16 protein-coding genes are annotated in these 15,902 nt (G+C 63.7%); 1 reads left to right on the forward strand and 15 read right to left on the reverse strand.

The window, feature by feature from the left end; translation table 11 throughout:
• Positions 1 to 229: 229 nt before the first annotated feature.
• From CNE_RS17535 to CNE_RS17605, 15 genes are all read right to left on the reverse strand, one after another.
• A complete protein-coding gene (locus CNE_RS17535; RefSeq protein ID WP_013958383.1) occupies positions 230 to 646 on the reverse strand; it encodes a F0F1 ATP synthase subunit epsilon in 417 nt (138 codons plus the stop codon).
• A 142-nt stretch (positions 647 to 788) separates the two neighbouring features.
• Positions 789 to 2,192 (reverse strand): F0F1 ATP synthase subunit beta, encoded by a 1,404-nt coding sequence (atpD, locus tag CNE_RS17540; protein WP_013958384.1) that lies wholly within the window; start codon positions 2,190 to 2,192, stop codon positions 789 to 791.
• A 33-nt stretch (positions 2,193 to 2,225) separates the two neighbouring features.
• Complete coding sequence (gene atpG, locus CNE_RS17545; RefSeq protein WP_013958385.1) at positions 2,226 to 3,101, reverse strand: F0F1 ATP synthase subunit gamma; 876 nt, start codon at positions 3,099 to 3,101, stop codon at positions 2,226 to 2,228.
• Positions 3,102 to 3,175: 74 nt separating this feature from the next.
• The gene (gene atpA / locus CNE_RS17550; protein ID WP_013958386.1) at positions 3,176 to 4,717 is read right to left on the reverse strand and encodes a F0F1 ATP synthase subunit alpha; all 1,542 of its coding nucleotides are present in this window, start codon (positions 4,715 to 4,717) and stop codon (positions 3,176 to 3,178) included.
• 39 nt (positions 4,718 to 4,756) lie between these two features.
• Positions 4,757 to 5,299: a F0F1 ATP synthase subunit delta gene (locus tag CNE_RS17555; protein ID WP_013958387.1), complete on the reverse strand. Its 543-nt coding sequence runs from the start codon at positions 5,297 to 5,299 to the stop codon at positions 4,757 to 4,759.
• A 2-nt stretch (positions 5,300 to 5,301) separates the two neighbouring features.
• Positions 5,302 to 5,772, reverse strand: coding sequence for a F0F1 ATP synthase subunit B (locus tag CNE_RS17560; RefSeq protein WP_013958388.1), 471 nt, complete (start codon positions 5,770 to 5,772; stop codon positions 5,302 to 5,304).
• A gap of 98 nt (positions 5,773 to 5,870) precedes the next feature.
• Positions 5,871 to 6,137, reverse strand: coding sequence for a F0F1 ATP synthase subunit C (gene atpE / locus CNE_RS17565; protein ID WP_013958389.1), 267 nt, complete (start codon positions 6,135 to 6,137; stop codon positions 5,871 to 5,873).
• 61 nt (positions 6,138 to 6,198) lie between these two features.
• Complete coding sequence (atpB, locus tag CNE_RS17570) at positions 6,199 to 7,065, reverse strand: F0F1 ATP synthase subunit A (protein ID WP_026201048.1); 867 nt, start codon at positions 7,063 to 7,065, stop codon at positions 6,199 to 6,201.
• 244 nt (positions 7,066 to 7,309) lie between these two features.
• Complete coding sequence (locus CNE_RS17575; RefSeq protein WP_013958391.1) at positions 7,310 to 7,813, reverse strand: ATP synthase subunit I; 504 nt, start codon at positions 7,811 to 7,813, stop codon at positions 7,310 to 7,312.
• Between the two features lie 357 nt (positions 7,814 to 8,170).
• Positions 8,171 to 9,073 (reverse strand): ParB/RepB/Spo0J family partition protein, encoded by a 903-nt coding sequence (locus CNE_RS17580; RefSeq protein WP_013958392.1) that lies wholly within the window; start codon positions 9,071 to 9,073, stop codon positions 8,171 to 8,173.
• Between the two features lie 14 nt (positions 9,074 to 9,087).
• Entirely contained in the window at positions 9,088 to 9,861 is a 774-nt protein-coding gene (locus tag CNE_RS17585; protein WP_013958393.1) for a ParA family protein, read from the reverse strand.
• An 84-nt stretch (positions 9,862 to 9,945) separates the two neighbouring features.
• Complete coding sequence (gene rsmG, locus CNE_RS17590; protein WP_013958394.1) at positions 9,946 to 10,647, reverse strand: 16S rRNA (guanine(527)-N(7))-methyltransferase RsmG; 702 nt, start codon at positions 10,645 to 10,647, stop codon at positions 9,946 to 9,948.
• A 21-nt stretch (positions 10,648 to 10,668) separates the two neighbouring features.
• A complete protein-coding gene (gene mnmG, locus CNE_RS17595) occupies positions 10,669 to 12,627 on the reverse strand; it encodes a tRNA uridine-5-carboxymethylaminomethyl(34) synthesis enzyme MnmG (RefSeq protein WP_013958395.1) in 1,959 nt (652 codons plus the stop codon).
• 211 nt (positions 12,628 to 12,838) lie between these two features.
• Positions 12,839 to 13,711: an N-formylglutamate amidohydrolase gene (locus CNE_RS17600; protein ID WP_013958396.1), complete on the reverse strand. Its 873-nt coding sequence runs from the start codon at positions 13,709 to 13,711 to the stop codon at positions 12,839 to 12,841.
• 3 nt (positions 13,712 to 13,714) lie between these two features.
• Positions 13,715 to 14,710: a tripartite tricarboxylate transporter substrate binding protein BugE gene (locus CNE_RS17605; RefSeq protein ID WP_013958397.1), complete on the reverse strand. Its 996-nt coding sequence runs from the start codon at positions 14,708 to 14,710 to the stop codon at positions 13,715 to 13,717.
• 156 nt (positions 14,711 to 14,866) lie between these two features.
• On the opposite strand from CNE_RS17605, the gene CNE_RS17610 reads away from it, so the two are divergent.
• Positions 14,867 to 15,802 carry a LysR substrate-binding domain-containing protein gene (locus CNE_RS17610; protein ID WP_013958398.1) on the forward strand — a complete coding sequence of 312 codons (936 nt, stop codon included), beginning with the start codon at positions 14,867 to 14,869 and terminating at the stop codon, positions 15,800 to 15,802.
• The last annotated feature ends 100 nt before the right edge of the window (positions 15,803 to 15,902 follow it).

The following is a 15,902-nucleotide window of genomic DNA, read 5'->3' on the forward strand; positions in this document are numbered from 1 at the left end:
GATATTGGATATCCGTTGCGCCTTGATTGTCGGCCTGGACCGAACCCGTTCCTTCGAATTGACCCCTCGAAGGGATTTTCCCGTCCGCGCGGAGCCTCCCCGGCCCGCGCGCTTTTTTTTGTCCAGGCAGGACAAAAGCATATCGCCACGCCCAAAAAAAAGGCAGCCATGGGCTGCCTTTTTTCATTGTCGCGCCAGAAAAACAACAGCGCGACAACCGACTAATTGCTTACTTCTTACGACGCAGGCGGGCGATGGCAGCCAGTTGGGCAGCCGCCACGGCGAGCTCGCTCTGAGCGCGCGCCAGATCCAGATCGCTGCTCTGGTTCTGCATCAGCTCTTCGGCAGCACGCTTGGCTTCCCGCGCCTTGGCTTCGTCCAGGTCGCCACCGCGGATAGCGGTGTCGGCCAGCACGGTGACGTGCTTGGGCTGGACTTCGAGAATGCCGCCGGCAACGAACACGAACTCTTCGCTGCCGTCTTCCTTCTCGATCCGCACCGCACCCGGCTGGATGCGCGTGATCAGCGGCGTGTGACCCGGCAGAATGCCCAGTTCACCCGACTCGCCCGGCAGCGCCACGAACTTCGCCTGGCCGGAGAAGATCGACGTTTCCGCGCTGACGACGTCTACAAGAATGGTTGCCATATCAGATCCTTTCTCCTGAAAGCTTTGGCTTCCCGTTTCCGGGAAGCAAGTATTTCGCCTTCGTGCCAGGCGCGGCCGCCGCAGACAGTAGATTAACTACGGCAAGGCAGCCGCAACGACGCATGAAGGCGAAAGACGCCGCTTACTGGAGCTTCTTGGCCTTTTCGAAGGCTTCGTCGATCGAGCCGACCATGTAGAACGCCTGCTCGGGCAGGTGATCGCACTCGCCATCCACCAGCATCTTGAAACCACGGATGGTTTCCTTCAGCGGCACGTACTTGCCCGGCGAACCCGTGAACACTTCGGCCACGTGGAACGGCTGCGACAGGAAACGCTGGATCTTACGAGCGCGGTTCACGGCCATCTTGTCTTCCGGCGACAGTTCGTCCATGCCCAGAATCGCGATGATGTCGCGCAGTTCCTTGTAGCGCTGCAGGGTCTGCTGTACGGCGCGCGCAACGTTGTAGTGCTCCTGGCCAACCACTTGCGGGTCCATCTGACGCGAGGTCGAGTCGAGCGGGTCCACTGCGGGGTAGATACCGAGAGCGGCAATGTCACGCGACAGCACCAGGGTCGAGTCCAGGTGCAGGAAGGTGGTAGCCGGCGACGGGTCGGTCAAGTCATCCGCAGGCACGTAGACGGCCTGGATCGACGTAATCGAGCCAGTCTTGGTCGACGTAATACGCTCCTGCAGCTTGCCCATTTCTTCAGCCAGCGTCGGCTGGTAGCCCACGGCGGAAGGCATACGGCCCAGCAGTGCCGACACTTCGGTACCAGCCAGCGTGTAGCGGTAGATGTTGTCGACGAAGAACAGGATGTCACGGCCCTCGTCGCGGAACTTCTCGGCCATGGTCAGGCCGGAAAGTGCCACGCGCAGACGGTTGCCCGGCGGCTCGTTCATCTGGCCGAACACCATGGCCACCTTGTCGAGCACGTTCGAGTCCTTCATTTCGTGGTAGAAGTCGTTCCCTTCACGGGTACGCTCGCCCACGCCGGCGAACACCGACAGACCGCTGTGCTGCTTGGCGATGTTGTTGATGAGCTCCATCATGTTGACGGTCTTGCCCACGCCTGCGCCACCAAACAGACCCACCTTGCCGCCCTTGGCGAACGGGCAAATCAGGTCGATCACCTTGATGCCGGTTTCGAGCAGGTCGGTGGAAGGCGACAGTTCGTCGAACTTCGGCGCCTTCTGGTGAATCGCGCGCCGCTCGTCGGAAGCGATCGGGCCAGCTTCGTCGATGGGGCGACCCAGGACATCCATAATGCGGCCCAGCGTGCCTTGACCCACCGGCACCGAGATCGGCGCGCCGGTGCTCTTCACCGGCATGCCGCGGCGCAGGCCGTCCGACGAACCGAGGGCAATGGTACGGACCACGCCGTCACCCAGCTGCTGCTGGACTTCGAACGTCAGGCCCTTTTCGGCGAACGACGTTTCGCCGCTGTCTTCCAGCACCAGCGCGTCGTACACCTTCGGCATCGCGTCGCGCGGGAACTCGATGTCCACCACGGCGCCGATGCACTGCACAATATTTCCGATACTCATTTCGTATCTCCGATAGCTTGAATTCTTAACGCCTCAGACCGCTGCCGCACCGCTGACGATCTCTGACAATTCCTTGGTGATCGCTGCCTGCCGGGTCTTGTTGTAGTCCAGCTGCAGTTCGCCGATCACGTTCTTGGCATTGTCGGATGCCGCCTTCATAGCCACCATGCGCGCCGACTGTTCGGACGCCATGTTCTCGGCCACGGCCTGGTACACGAGCGCCTCGACGTAGCGAACCAGCAGCTCTTCCACCACGGTCTGCGCGTCAGGCTCGTAGATGTAGTCCCACGAGTAGGCGCGCTTCTCTTCCGCCGTCTGCGACAGCTTGTCGGCGGCGAGCGGCAGCAGTTGCTCAACCATCGGTTCCTGCTTCATCGTGTTGATGAACTTGGTGTACGCGATGTACACCGCATCGACTTCACCATTGGTGAATGCGTCGAGCTGGACCTTGATCGCGCCGATCAGCTTTTCCAGGTGCGGGGTGTCGCCGAGCTGCACCACATTCGAGGCCACCTTGGCGCCGATGCGGCTCAGGAACTGCATGCCCTTGCTGCCGATGGCAGTGGCTTGCACAGCCACGCCGCGACCCTGCAGGCTCTTCAGCTCGTTGGTCACCGCACGCAGCACGTTCGTGTTCAGACCGCCGCACAGCCCCTTGTCGGTCGTGACCACGATCATGCCGACGCGCTTGACTTCGCGCTCCTGCATGAACGGGTGCTTGAACTCGGGGTTGGCCGAAGCCAGGTGCGCCGCGATGTTACGCACTTTCTCGGCATAGGGACGGGCATTGCGCATCCGTTCCTGCGCCTTGCGCATCTTGGATGCGGCGACCATCTCCATCGCCTTGGTGATCTTGCGCGTGTTCTGCACGCTCTTAATCTTGGTTCGAATCTCTTTCGTTCCGGCCATACTTTCCTCTCCGTCCGAACCAGCGCCGCGCCGGCGTTAGCCAGGCGCGGCGGCGGTATCGGAGAATTGCGCGGTTAGAACGCGGCGGACTTCTTGAAATCCTCGATCGCGGCACGCAGGGCGGGTTCATCTTCCTTCGAGAGCTGCTTGGTCTCTTCGATACGGTTGATGAGGTCGGCGTACTTGGTCTTCAGATGGTCGTGCAGGCCCTTCTCGAACGGCAGAATGTCCTTCACTTCCACGTTGTCGAGGAAGCCGTTGTTGGCGGCGAACAGCGACGCGGCCAGCTGCCACACCTGCTGCGGCTGGTATTGCGGCTGCTTCAGCAGCTCGGTCACGCGGCGGCCGCGCTCCAGCTGCTTGCGGGTGGCATCGTCCAGGTCCGAAGCGAACTGCGCGAAAGCAGCCAGTTCACGGTACTGGGCGAGGTCGGTACGGATACCACCGGCCAGGTTCTTCACCACCTTGGTCTGGGCAGCACCACCGACGCGCGACACCGAAATACCGGCATTGATGGCGGGACGGACACCGGCGTTGAACAGGTCGGTTTCCAGGAAGATCTGGCCGTCGGTAATCGAAATCACGTTGGTCGGCACGAACGCGGACACGTCGCCGGCCTGCGTTTCGATCACCGGCAGCGCGGTCAGCGAACCGGTCTTGCCCTTGACGGCGCCGTTGGTGAACTTCTCGACGTACTCGGCGTTCACGCGCGCGGCACGCTCCAGCAGGCGCGAGTGCAGGTAGAACACGTCGCCCGGGTACGCTTCACGGCCCGGCGGGCGGCGCAGCAGCAGCGACACCTGGCGGTAGGCCCAGGCTTGCTTGGTCAGGTCATCATAGACGATCAGCGCGTCTTCGCCGCGGTCGCGGAAGTACTCGCCCATGGTGCAGCCGGCGTAGGCAGCCAGGTACTGCATGGCGGCCGAGTCCGAAGCGGCGGCGGCCACGACGACGGTGTATTCCATCGCGCCGTGCTCTTCCAGCTTGCGCACCACGTTGGCGATCGTCGAAGCCTTCTGGCCAATGGCGACGTACACGCAGTACATGCCCTTGCCCTTCTGGTTGATGATCGCGTCGACAGCCACGGCGGTCTTGCCGGTCTGGCGGTCGCCAATGATCAGCTCACGCTGGCCACGGCCGATCGGCACCATCGAGTCGATCGACTTCAGGCCGGTCTGCACCGGCTGGCTCACCGACTGACGCGCGATCACGCCCGGGGCGACCTTCTCGATCACGTCCGTTTCCTTGGCGTTGATCGGGCCCTTGCCGTCGATCGGCTGGCCCAGCGTGTTGACCACGCGGCCCAGCAGTTCCTTGCCCACCGGCACTTCCAGAATGCGGCCGGTGCACTTGACCGTGTCGCCTTCGGAAATGTGTTCGTAGTCACCCAGCACCACGGCGCCGACCGAGTCGCGCTCGAGGTTCAGCGCGAGGCCGAAGGTGTTGCCGGGGAATTCCAGCATCTCGCCCTGCATCACGCCGGACAGGCCGTGCACGCGGCAGATGCCATCGGTCACGGAAATCACCGTGCCGGTGTTGCGCACTTCAGCTTCAGCGCCAAGGCCCGAGATGCGGGTCTTGATCAGCTCGCTGATTTCTGAGGGGTTCAGTTGCATCACAATGCTCCTAATTCTTCAATCCGTCGGCCGGTGCGGTCAGGCGGTCAGCGTGGCTTGCATGGCAGCCAGGCGCGTACGCACGGAGGTGTCGAGCACTTCGTCGCCGACCTTGACGCTCACGCCGCCGATCAGGGACGGGTCCACCGCCACCTTCGCGTACAGCTTGCGGCCGAACTTGCGTTCGAGTGCAGCGACCAGGTCGTTCAACTGCGAACCTTCCAGCGGGAATGCGCTGGTGATCTCGACATCCGACGACCCTTCGCGGGCGTTCTTGAGCACATGGAACTGCTCGGCGATTTCCGGCATCACCGTCAGGCGGCCGTTATCCACCAGCAGCTTGACGAAGCGGCGAGCCTCGTCATTCAGCGGGGACTTCAGCACCGACAGGAACAGTTCGGCCAGCTTCTTGCCGGGAACGTTCGGATCGCCGGCTACCGCCTTCATGTCGGGATTGGCAGCAACCTGCCCCATCTCCGACACCAGCTCGGACCATGCACCCAGATTGCCTGCGCTCGATTCGCTGGCGACGCGGAACAGCGCCTCAGCGTAGGGACGGGCAATGGTTGCGGTTTCAGCCATGATTAGAGCTCAGCCTTGAGTTGATTGAGCAGGTCGGTGTGGACCTGCGCGTTCACTTCACGCTTGAGGATCTGCTCGGCACCCTTGACGGCCAGCACGGCAACCTGGTCACGCAGTTCTTCGCGTGCACGGGTAACCTGCTGGTCTGCTTCGGCCTTGGCCTGGGCAATGATGCGTGCGGCTTCTGCCTGGGCGTTTTGCTTGATCTCGTCCGCCGTCAGCTGGGCGCGCTTCTCGGCGTCAGCGACGCGTTGTGCACCCTCGGTGCGGGCTTCGGCCATAGCCTGGTCCACACGCTTGTTGGCGAGTTCGAGCTCGGCCTTGCCCTTCTCGGCAGCGGCGAGGCCATCGGCGATCTTCTTTGCGCGTTCGTCGAGCGCCTTCACCAGCGGCGGCCAAATGAATTTGGCAACAACCCACCACAGGATGAAGAACACGACCATCTGCGCAAAAAACGTTGCGTTCAGATTCATGGTGTGTTCCTTTCGGTAATCAAACTACAGATAAATGCGCAAGGGCGGCCAGGCTAGTGGCCCGCGCCGCCCGTCAGCATCATGCAGACCGAAAAGAATTACTTGATGACAGCCAGCAGCGGGTTGGCGAAGGCGAACAGCATTGCAACACCCACGCCGATCAGGAATGCAGCGTCGATCAGGCCAGCCAGCAGGAACATCTTGGTTTGCAGCGGGTTCATCAGCTCAGGCTGACGTGCGCAGGCTTCGATGTACTTGCCACCCATCAGGGCGATACCCAGGCAGGCGCCGATAGCGCCCAGGCCGATGATGATGCCGATACCGATGGCGGTCAGACCCTGGATGTTGGCGAGAAATGCTTGCATGATGACTCCTTTAATTTAGAGAGACTTAGAACCAAAAAACCAAAAAACCAAAAACCGGAAATCAGTGGTGATCGTGAGCCTGGCCGATATACACCAGCGTCAGCATCATGAAAATGAAGGCCTGGAGCAGGACGATCAGGATGTGGAAGATCGCCCATACCGTGCCGGCCACCACGTGGCCGACAAAGCCCAGCGCGGACAGGTCGGCGCTGAACGTCCAGATGGAACCCAGCAGCGCGATCAGCAGGAACACGAGTTCGCCGGCGTACATGTTGCCGAACAACCGCATGCCGAGCGAAACGGCCTTGGCCAGGAATTCAATCAGGTTCAGGACCAGGTTGAACGGGGCCAGGTACCACTTGGCGCCGAACGGGGCCGAGAACAGTTCGTGCATGAAGCCGCCCGTGCCCTTGATCTTGAAGCTGTAGTAGATCATCAGGACCAGCACCGAGCACGACATGCCCAGCGTGCCGTTCAGGTCGGCCGTGGCCACTGCGCGGTGGTGGGGAAGGTGAATGTGGAAGACGCCGAGCAGGCTGTTCAGGCCGGTGACCCAGTCGACCGGAATCAGGTCGATCGCGTTCATCATGGTGATCCAGCAGAACACCATCAGCGCCAGCGGCGCAATCCACGAACGGTCGCCGTGGATGATGCCCTTGGCCTGGTCGTCGACCATCTCGACGATCATCTCGACGAAGGCTTGGAAGCGGCCCGGCACGCCGGCGGTGACGCGGCGCGCGGCGACGTACAGGAACAGCACGGCGATGGCGCCGCACAGCACGGACCAGAACACCGTGTCGTAGTTGAGCACGGAGAAATCGACCACCGACGCTTGCTTGCCGCCGACCGAGTTCAAGTTCTGCAAGTGTTCGGCGATATAGCCGGAGGGTGTCAGCGCGTGTTCGGCGCCTTGGGTAGCATCAGACATGTCGATACGAACGGTATATTGCGAAATCTTCAGGCCGCGCGCCGCCACTGTCTGGCAAACGCCCGGTACGCGTCTTGCATTGCCTTCGGCGGATTCGCCGGTCACCGCGATGCAAGCGGGGTCCAACCTTGGCCGTGTCCGGTGTCACTGCGATGAAACCCGCGGTGAAACCGTCACGGAAAACTCTTGATATTCCGTTTCGGTGCCCCACCTCCGGGTGAAGCACCGTTTTCGAGCGGCTGGCCTAGCGCATCGCCAGGGCCACCACCCAATATGTCTTTAGCGCCAGCAGGAACGTGACCAGCATCGGCACCCAGCGCAGATCCCGGTACAGCACCACGACCAGCACCAGCAGTGCCACGGTGCCGAAGACCTTGATCGCCTCACCCAGCACCAGCCCGCCGACCGACGCCCGGTCGCGCGCCAGCCACAGGCGCAAGGCGAAGAATCCGCTCGGCACGAAGCACACCATGCCGCCGAACAGCGCCGACCACCCATACGGCCCCGCCTCTTTCGCGAACAGCGCCCAGCACAGTGCCGACAGCAGGGAAACCACCACCTGCGCCAGGACAACCTTGCCCGGGGTCATGCGCGAAGGGCGCAACGCACGCTCGCCAAACAGCGTCACCGCCTCGGCGTGCGACAGCGGATCGACAGCCTCTTCCTCACGTTCTGCGCCTTCTTTCCAGTCATCCCAGTCATCTTCCTGACGGGACCCGGCGCCTCGCTGCTGACGGTCTTGAACCACTACCTGCCTGCCTCATTCCAGGCCGGAACTTTTCGGCCCGACCAGAATTCAAACCGCACGATTTTAAGGGGAACTACTGATTGGCGTCAATCCGCTTACATTTACCTTGCAGTGCGTTGTGCACAACGGTTGCCATCACGATGGCATGATGGCCGCGCAAAAATTGCGCAGCAATGATGTTTGACGTAATTGGATTGCGCAGCGAACCCTGCGCATGATGAGGGATTACCGGGCACGCCGTACGTATACCTGCCCTTGGAACGACCACTGCAGCGTACACGCAACAGTCATCGCCGCAATGTCCGTTAATCGCACCGAATTGCGCACGCGAAGTTACGTGCGCCTTCGCATCTTGCCTCAGGCGACCTTCTGCTTTTCAGTGGATTCGCGCAGGCGCACGAGCACACCTTCCAACGCGTCGTTGTCGCTGAAGTGGATGGTGAGCTGGCCCTTGCCGCGCGTGCCCAGCTTGATCTGTACCGCCAGGCCCAGCGCATCGGACAATTCTTCTTCCAGCCGTGCCACGTCGCGCACGTTGTTGGCGCCCTTCTGCTTGAGCGACTTCAGGTCAAACGGCTTGAGCGTGGAGGCCACCAGCTTCTCGGTCTCGCGCACCGACAGCCGCTTGTTCACGATCTGGTTGGCCAGCGTGATCTGGTTGGCGCCGTCCACCGCCAGCAGCGCGCGCGCGTGGCCCATGTCGAGGTCGCCCGCCATCAGCATGGTCTGCACCGGCGCGGCCAGGTTCAGCAGGCGCAGCAGGTTCGACACCGCGCTGCGCGAACGGCCGACCGACTCGGCCGCCTGCTCATGCGTGAAACTGAATTCGCGGATCAGGCGCATGATGCCCTGCGCTTCTTCCAGCGGGTTCAGGTCTTCGCGCTGGATGTTCTCGATCAGCGCCATCGCGGCCGCGGCTTCATCGGCGACGTCCTTCACCAGCACCGGCACCTTGTCCAGGCCGGCGAGCTTGGACGCGCGGAAGCGCCGCTCGCCCGCGATGATTTCATAGCGGTCCGGCTCGGCCACGCGGCGCACCAGGATCGGCTGCATCAGGCCCTGCGCGCGGATGCTGGCGGCCAGCTCCTGCAGCGCGCCTTCATCCATGCGCGTGCGCGGCTGGTACTTGCCCGGCTGCAGCTGGCTCAGGCGCAGCACCGTGGGTGCACCCTCCTGCTTCACCGATTCAACGATTTCGGCCGGCCCGCCCAGCAACGCTTCGAGGCCGCGGCCCAGGCCCTTTTTCTTTGCAGTGCTCATGCTTGCCCTCTCCTTCAGCCCAGCTGCCTGACGCGCGCGATCATCTCGGCGCCGAAATCCAGGTACGCTTTTGCGCCCTTCGATGACGGATCGAACGCCACGCCCGGCATGCCATAGGACGGCGCCTCGGCCAGGCGCACATTGCGCGGAATCAGGGTCTTGAAGACCTTTTCACCGAAGTGCGATTCCAGCTGCGCCGACACCTGCTGCTGCAGCGTGACGCGCGGATCGAACATGACGCGCAGCAGGCCAATCACCTGCAGGTCGCGGTTCAGGTTGGCGTGCACCTGCTTGATGGTGTTGACCAGGTCCGACAGCCCTTCCAGCGCGAAGTACTCGCACTGCATCGGCACGATCACGCCGTGCGCGGCGCACAGGCCGTTCAGCGTCAGCAGCGACAGCGACGGCGGGCAGTCGATCAGCACGAAGTCATATTCGTCATTGACCTCTTCGATGGCCTGCCTGAGGCGGCGCTCGCGCTGGTCCAGCTCGACCAACTCCACTTCCGCGCCGGCCAGTTCGCGGTTGGCGGGCAGCACGTCGTACCTGCCGGTCTCGGAACGCTGGCGCGCCTGCTTGATGCTGGCCAGGCCCACCAGCACCTGGTACACGCTGTGCTCCAGCGCCTGTTTGTCGATGCCCGAACCCATCGAGGCATTGCCCTGCGGGTCCAGGTCGACCAGCAGCACGCGCTGGTCCTGCGCGGCCAGGCCGGCGGCGAGGTTCACCGTGGTGGTGGTCTTGCCTACCCCGCCCTTCTGGTTTGCGATCACGAATACCTTGGCCATAAGCTACTGAGGCTCCTGCTTCAATTCATCCGGCCAGCGCGGGGCTGGCAGTTCGTGGCGCTGCACGCAGCGCCACGGCGTACATCATGCGTTGGCGCTTGCGCGCCGCGACAGCACCACCAGGTGGCGCTCGGCATCCAGCCCGGGCACAGTGATGTGGGGCACCGCATCGACCTGCCATTGCGCCATCAGCCCGGCAGCTTCCATGCGGTCCAGCTCGGCCTGTGGATAAACACCCTTCATGGCGATCAGCTTGCCGTGCGGTGCGAGGAGCTGGCCCGACAGGTTCACGAAGTCAGTCAGCTCGGCAAACGCGCGCGAGGTGATCACGGCAAAGCCATCGTCATCGTCCAGCTTCTCTACCGGCCCCCAATGCGCCGCGGCATTGGAAAGCCCGAGTTGCGCACGGCACTGGGTCAGGAAGGCGGTCTTCTTCTGCACGATGTCCACCATCAGCACCGACACGTCGGGACAGGCGATGGCCAGCGGCAGGCCGGGCATGCCGCCGCCCGAGCCCACGTCCAATACCCTGCCCCGCGCCGGCGTGCCTACCTCTGCGGCGCGCGCGGCTTCGGCCAGTGCCGGCACGGCGGCAAGCGAGTCCAGCATGTGATGCGTAAGCATCTCATCGGGGTGGCGGATTGCGGTCAGGTTGTAGACGCCGTTCCACTTGCGCAGCAGCGCCAGGTAGGCAAACAAGGTGTCGATCTGGGCCGGCGCCAGCGCCAGCCCGATCTCGGCCAGACCGGCTTCAAGGCGACGACGCTGCGCGGCGTCGTCGGTCATGGTGTGTCGCGGACCGGGCACTCAGGCGGCCTCTTCGGAGTTGCCGGAAGGTGCGCCCGACTCAGCGCGCATGCGCCCCAGCCCCTTCTTCTTCAGGTGCACCAGCAGCAGCGAGATCGCGGCCGGCGTCACGCCGGAAATGCGCGAGGCCTGGCCCAGCGTTTCCGGACGATGCTGGTTCAGCTTCTGACTGACCTCGAAGCCCAGGCCACGCACTTCGGTGTAGTCCAGCCCTTCCGGCAGGCGGGTCGACTCATTGGCTTCCAGCTTGTCGACCTCGGCCGCCTGGCGGGCGATATAGCCGTGGTACTTGATGCCGATCTCGATCTGCTCGCGGATCTGCTCCGCCAGCATCGGCTCGGCGTCCAGCGGCGTTTCCGGGGCATGGCGGCCGCCCTGCAGCGCCATCAGTGCTTCATAGCGGACTTCGGGCCGGCGCAGCAGGTCGGCCAGGCTGTACTCGCGCTCGATCGGCTTGCCCAGCAGCGGCATGGCATCTTCGGCCGGCAGCATGGCCGGGTTGACCCATGTGCTCTTCAGGCGCTCTGTTTCACGTGAAACAGCGTCGCGCTTGCGGTTGAAGGCATCCCAGCGCGCATCGTCGACCACGCCCAGTTCACGGCCGACCTCAGTCAGGCGCATATCGGCATTGTCTTCCCGCAGGCTCAGGCGGAATTCCGCGCGGCTGGTGAACATGCGATACGGCTCGGTCACACCGCGGGTAATCAGGTCGTCGACCAGCACGCCCAGGTAGGCCTGGTCACGGCGCGGCGTCCACGCATCGCGTTCGCGCACATAGCAGCCAGCGTTGATGCCGGCCAGCAGGCCCTGCGCGGCGGCTTCTTCATAGCCGGTGGTGCCATTGATCTGCCCCGCAAAGAACAGGCCGCGGATCGACTTGCTCTCCAGCGATGCCTTCAGCCCGCGCGGATCGAAGTAGTCATACTCGATCGCATAGCCGGGACGCAGGATATGCGCGTTCTCCATCCCGCGGATCGAGTGCACCAGTTCCAGCTGCACGTCGAACGGCAGGCTGGTCGAGATCCCGTTGGGGTAGAACTCGTTGGTGGTCAGGCCTTCGGGTTCCAGGAAGATCTGGTGGCTTTCCTTGCTGGCAAAGCGATGGATCTTGTCCTCGATGCTCGGGCAGTAGCGCGGCCCTACCCCTTCGATCACGCCGGTGTACATCGGCGAGCGGTCCAGCCCGCCACGGATGATGTCGTGGGTACGGCTGTTGGTATGGGTGATCCAGCATGGCAGCTGTTGCGGGTGCTGCTCCGGACGGCCCAGGAAGGAGAACACCGGTACCGGATCCAGGTCGCCAGGCTGCTCTTCCATCACCGAGAAATCGATGGTGCGGCCGTCAATACGCGGCGGCGTGCCGGTCTTCAGGCGGCCTTGCGGCAGCTTCAGGTCCTTCAGGCGCGCCGACAGCGACACCGCTGCCGGGTCGCCGGCGCGGCCGCCGGTGTAGTTGTCCAGCCCGACGTGGATCTTGCCGTCCAGGAAGGTGCCGGCGGTCAGCACCACCGCGCGGGCGCGGAAGGCGATGCCGACCTGCGTCATAGCGCCGACTACGCGGTCGCCCTCCACCATCAGGTCGTCCACGGCCTGCTGGAACAGCATCAGGTTCGGCTGGTTCTCCAGCCTCGTACGGATCGCCTTGCGGTATAGCACGCGGTCCGCCTGGGCGCGCGTGGCACGTACCGCCGGGCCCTTGCTGGAGTTGAGGATGCGGAACTGGATGCCGGACTCGTCCGTGGCTGCGGCCATGGCACCGCCCATGGCGTCCACTTCCTTGACCAGGTGCCCCTTGCCGATGCCCCCGATGGACGGGTTGCAGCTCATCTGGCCCAGCGTCTCGATGTTGTGAGTCAGCAGCAGCGTCTGGCAGCCCATACGGGCCGCGGCGAGTGCAGCTTCAGTGCCGGCATGGCCACCGCCGACGACGATGACATCGAATTCTTTTGGGTAAAGCATGGGACACCTCCTCCGGGAGGCTGGCGGGAAAATACGGGAATGCGAAATTATAGCGGCAATCGACAAGCCGCTTTCCGACGGTAACCATGTTTCACGTGAAACATGGCGTTGGCGATACCCGGCGAGTCGCTTGAAAGCGACGTTTTGTTCCACGTGAAACAAAAAGGCCGGGCACATGGCCCGGCCGGATGTTTCACGTGGAACAAGCGCCTCAGAGTTGCGCGCGGATGTAGCCCGCAACCTGCTCGGTCAGCTTGCCAAGATCGCGCTGCAAGGTGGTGAACCCGGCATTGCGCTCGCGTGTCACCTCGTCCATATACAGCGGCCGCCGAATCTCAATCTGCAGGCTATTGCGCCGCTCGGCCGGCCGGCCGATCTGTGCGATCAGCTGCACGCCCTTGTATGGGTCGTTGCGCGCCACCGTGTAGCCCATGCCGCGCAGTTCCCGTTCGACCAGGTCGACCAGCCCCGGCTCGCAGGTGGTGCCGTCCCGGTCGCCCAGCACAAAGTCCGCCAGCGGGTGTGGGCTGTCGATCTTGAGCCGCTCGTAGGCGTTATTGGGCATGGAGTGCAGGTTCAGGTGCCAGAGCACGCCAAAGCGCTGGTAGGCGCTCTCCACGGCCTCGGCCAGCGCCGCATGGTACGGCCGGTAGTAGCCGTCGATACGGCCCTGCACTTCCGCTACGGACAGGCGCCGGTCATAGATCGGCGTGCTGGCATCGATCCGGCTCCAGATCAGGCCGTAGCCCAGTTGCGTCTTCGGCCCTGGGGCCAGCGCTGTCGACCAGGCGCCGTCGAGCTGGGCCGGATCGATATCGTCGGCCATCCGGTTCGGGTCGATATAGACGCGCGGGAAAGTCGCCGCCAGCAGCGTACCGCCTGCTGCGGGCACGGCCTCCCACAGAGCGTCGACGTGTGTGTCCTCGCCCCCGCGCAGGCGCGCGGCAGGGATCGCAGCGCCGAAGTCGGCCGGGTAGGCGGTGCCGCTGTGCGGCGAGTCGCACACCAGCGGTAGCACCTCCCCTTCCGGCAGGCGCACAATGACCGGCGGCAGCGCGGCGGCCAGGTGATTCGCTTCAGCCATGTGTCAGTCCAGTTGGATGTTGGCGGCCTTGGCAACGCGGGCATAGCGCGCCATGGCCTGCTGGATCTGGGCCTTGAACTGCTCCGGCGTGGTCGGCACCAATGTGCCGCCGGACTCTTCCACCTTGCGCTTGAATTCAGGGTTCTGCATGGCCTTGTGGATGGCCTGGTTCAGCCTTGCCACGATGACGGGCGGCGTGCCCGCGGGCGCGACGATGCCGAACCAACCGCCGTCGCCCATCTCCTTGTAGCCCAGTTCCGCATAGGTGGGCACGTTTGGCAACTGCGGCGAGCGCGTGGCGCCAAGCACCGCCAGCGCGCGCAGACGGCCCGACTTCACGTGAGGCAGCGCGGAAGCCAGGTTGTCCGAGATGGCATTGACCTGCCCCGCCACCGCATCATTGAGCCCAAGGCCGGCGCCCTTGTACGGCACATGCAGCAGCTCGATCTTCGCCAGCATCTGGAAGTTCTCAAGGTTTACGTGGCCGAGGGTCCCTGTGCCCGGCGAGGCAACCGAATACTTGCCCGGATTGGCCTTGGCCAGTGCGATGAACTCCTGCATGGTTTTCGCCGGCACGCTCGGGTGCACCGTGAATACGCTTGGCATCGACACCACGTTGGTGACCGGGGCAAAGTCCTTGATCGGGTCGTACTTGAGCTTCGGGTATACAGCGGGGTTAGAGCCGTGCGTGCTGACCGTGGCCATGCCGATGGTGTAGCCATCCGGCGCGGCGTTGGCCACCTGCTCCATGCCCACCGAGCCGCCGGCGCCACCCTTGTTCTCGACCACGATCGTCTGGCCCAGCTCGCGGCCGGCAAACTCGGCCACCAGGCGCGCCGACAGGTCAGTGGAGCCGCCTGCCGCAAACGGCACGATCAGGCGGATCGGGCGCGTCGGGTAGTTGCCTTGCGCGAAGGCGCTACCGGCAAAGGCCAGCGTGGCCGCGGCAGCGGTGCCGGACAGCAGCAGCTGGCGGCGGGATATCCGGGCTCGGATCATGGGGTTTCTCCTGTTGGTTATGTGCATGAACCGGGCGAGTGTCAGCCGTTTACCGGCTGTGCACAAACGACTATATTGCACGTTTGCATTACCAAAGATCATTCTTGCGGCGTCCGCTCCGGAAGTTAACTTCCCCCCGGCCCCGCCCTCCCCGCCATGCGGCTGCATTCCCCATCGATGTCCGAACTGCACGCCTTTGCCGCCGCGGCACGGCTGGGCAGCTTCACGCGCGCAGCCGACGAGCTGTGCGTGACGCAAGGTGCTGTCAGCCGCGCCATTGCACGGCTGGAAGCGCACTTCGCCCAGCCGCTGCTGCAACGCAATGCGCACCGCCTGATGCTGACCGATGCCGGCCAGCAATTGCTCGATGCCGTGGCCGAGCCGTTGGCCGCGATCGAGCACGCCAGCGCCGCCTTGCGCGCCGGCGACCGCCGGCACCACCTGACACTATCGATCGTGCCCACGCTGGCCAGCGTCTGGCTGGTGCCGCGCCTGCCGGACTTCCACCGCCGCCATCCGGAAATCCGGCTGGACTTCGTCCCGTACCAGCGCGACGAGGACCTCTCCGGCCCGTCACCGGACGCCGCCATCCTGGCCGGTGAAGCCAGCAAGTGGCCGAGCCTGCAGGTCGACTACGTGGTGGGACGTGAAATGGTGCCGGTCTGCCATCCGGACCGCGCGCGGGCACGGCGCGAGGCCGGCCGCTGGCAGTCTCCCGCGGAGTTGCTGGACGAGCCCCTGCTCTACCACACCACCGCGCCGGCGAACTGGCAAAACTGGCTGCAGGCCGCCGGCGTACCCAACGCTGCGCCAAGGTTATCCACAGCGTTCGACCAGGTCTCGATCCTGATCCAGGCGGTGCGCGCCGACATGGGCGTCGCCGTGCTGCAGCGGTGCCTGGTACGCGACGAAATTGCCGCCGGACGCGTAACGGCGCCGTTTGACCTGCCAATTTCGCTGCAACGGGGCTATTTCCTGTGTGCGCCGAAGGAACGGCGCGATCATCCGGCGCTGACCTGCTTCCGGGATTGGCTGCTGGAGACCGCAGCGAAAGATACAGGCAGCGGCGCCAATACTTTATTCACCAGATGACTTGTAGAACAAAAATTCTGCAAAAGTGCATTCATCCTACAGATAAAATTCCGCAAATTATTATCTGCATGGATGTTATTCCGTAAATTGGATTGGCAAA

Source organism: Cupriavidus necator N-1 (assembly GCF_000219215.1).
GTDB lineage: Bacteria > Pseudomonadota > Gammaproteobacteria > Burkholderiales > Burkholderiaceae > Cupriavidus > Cupriavidus necator.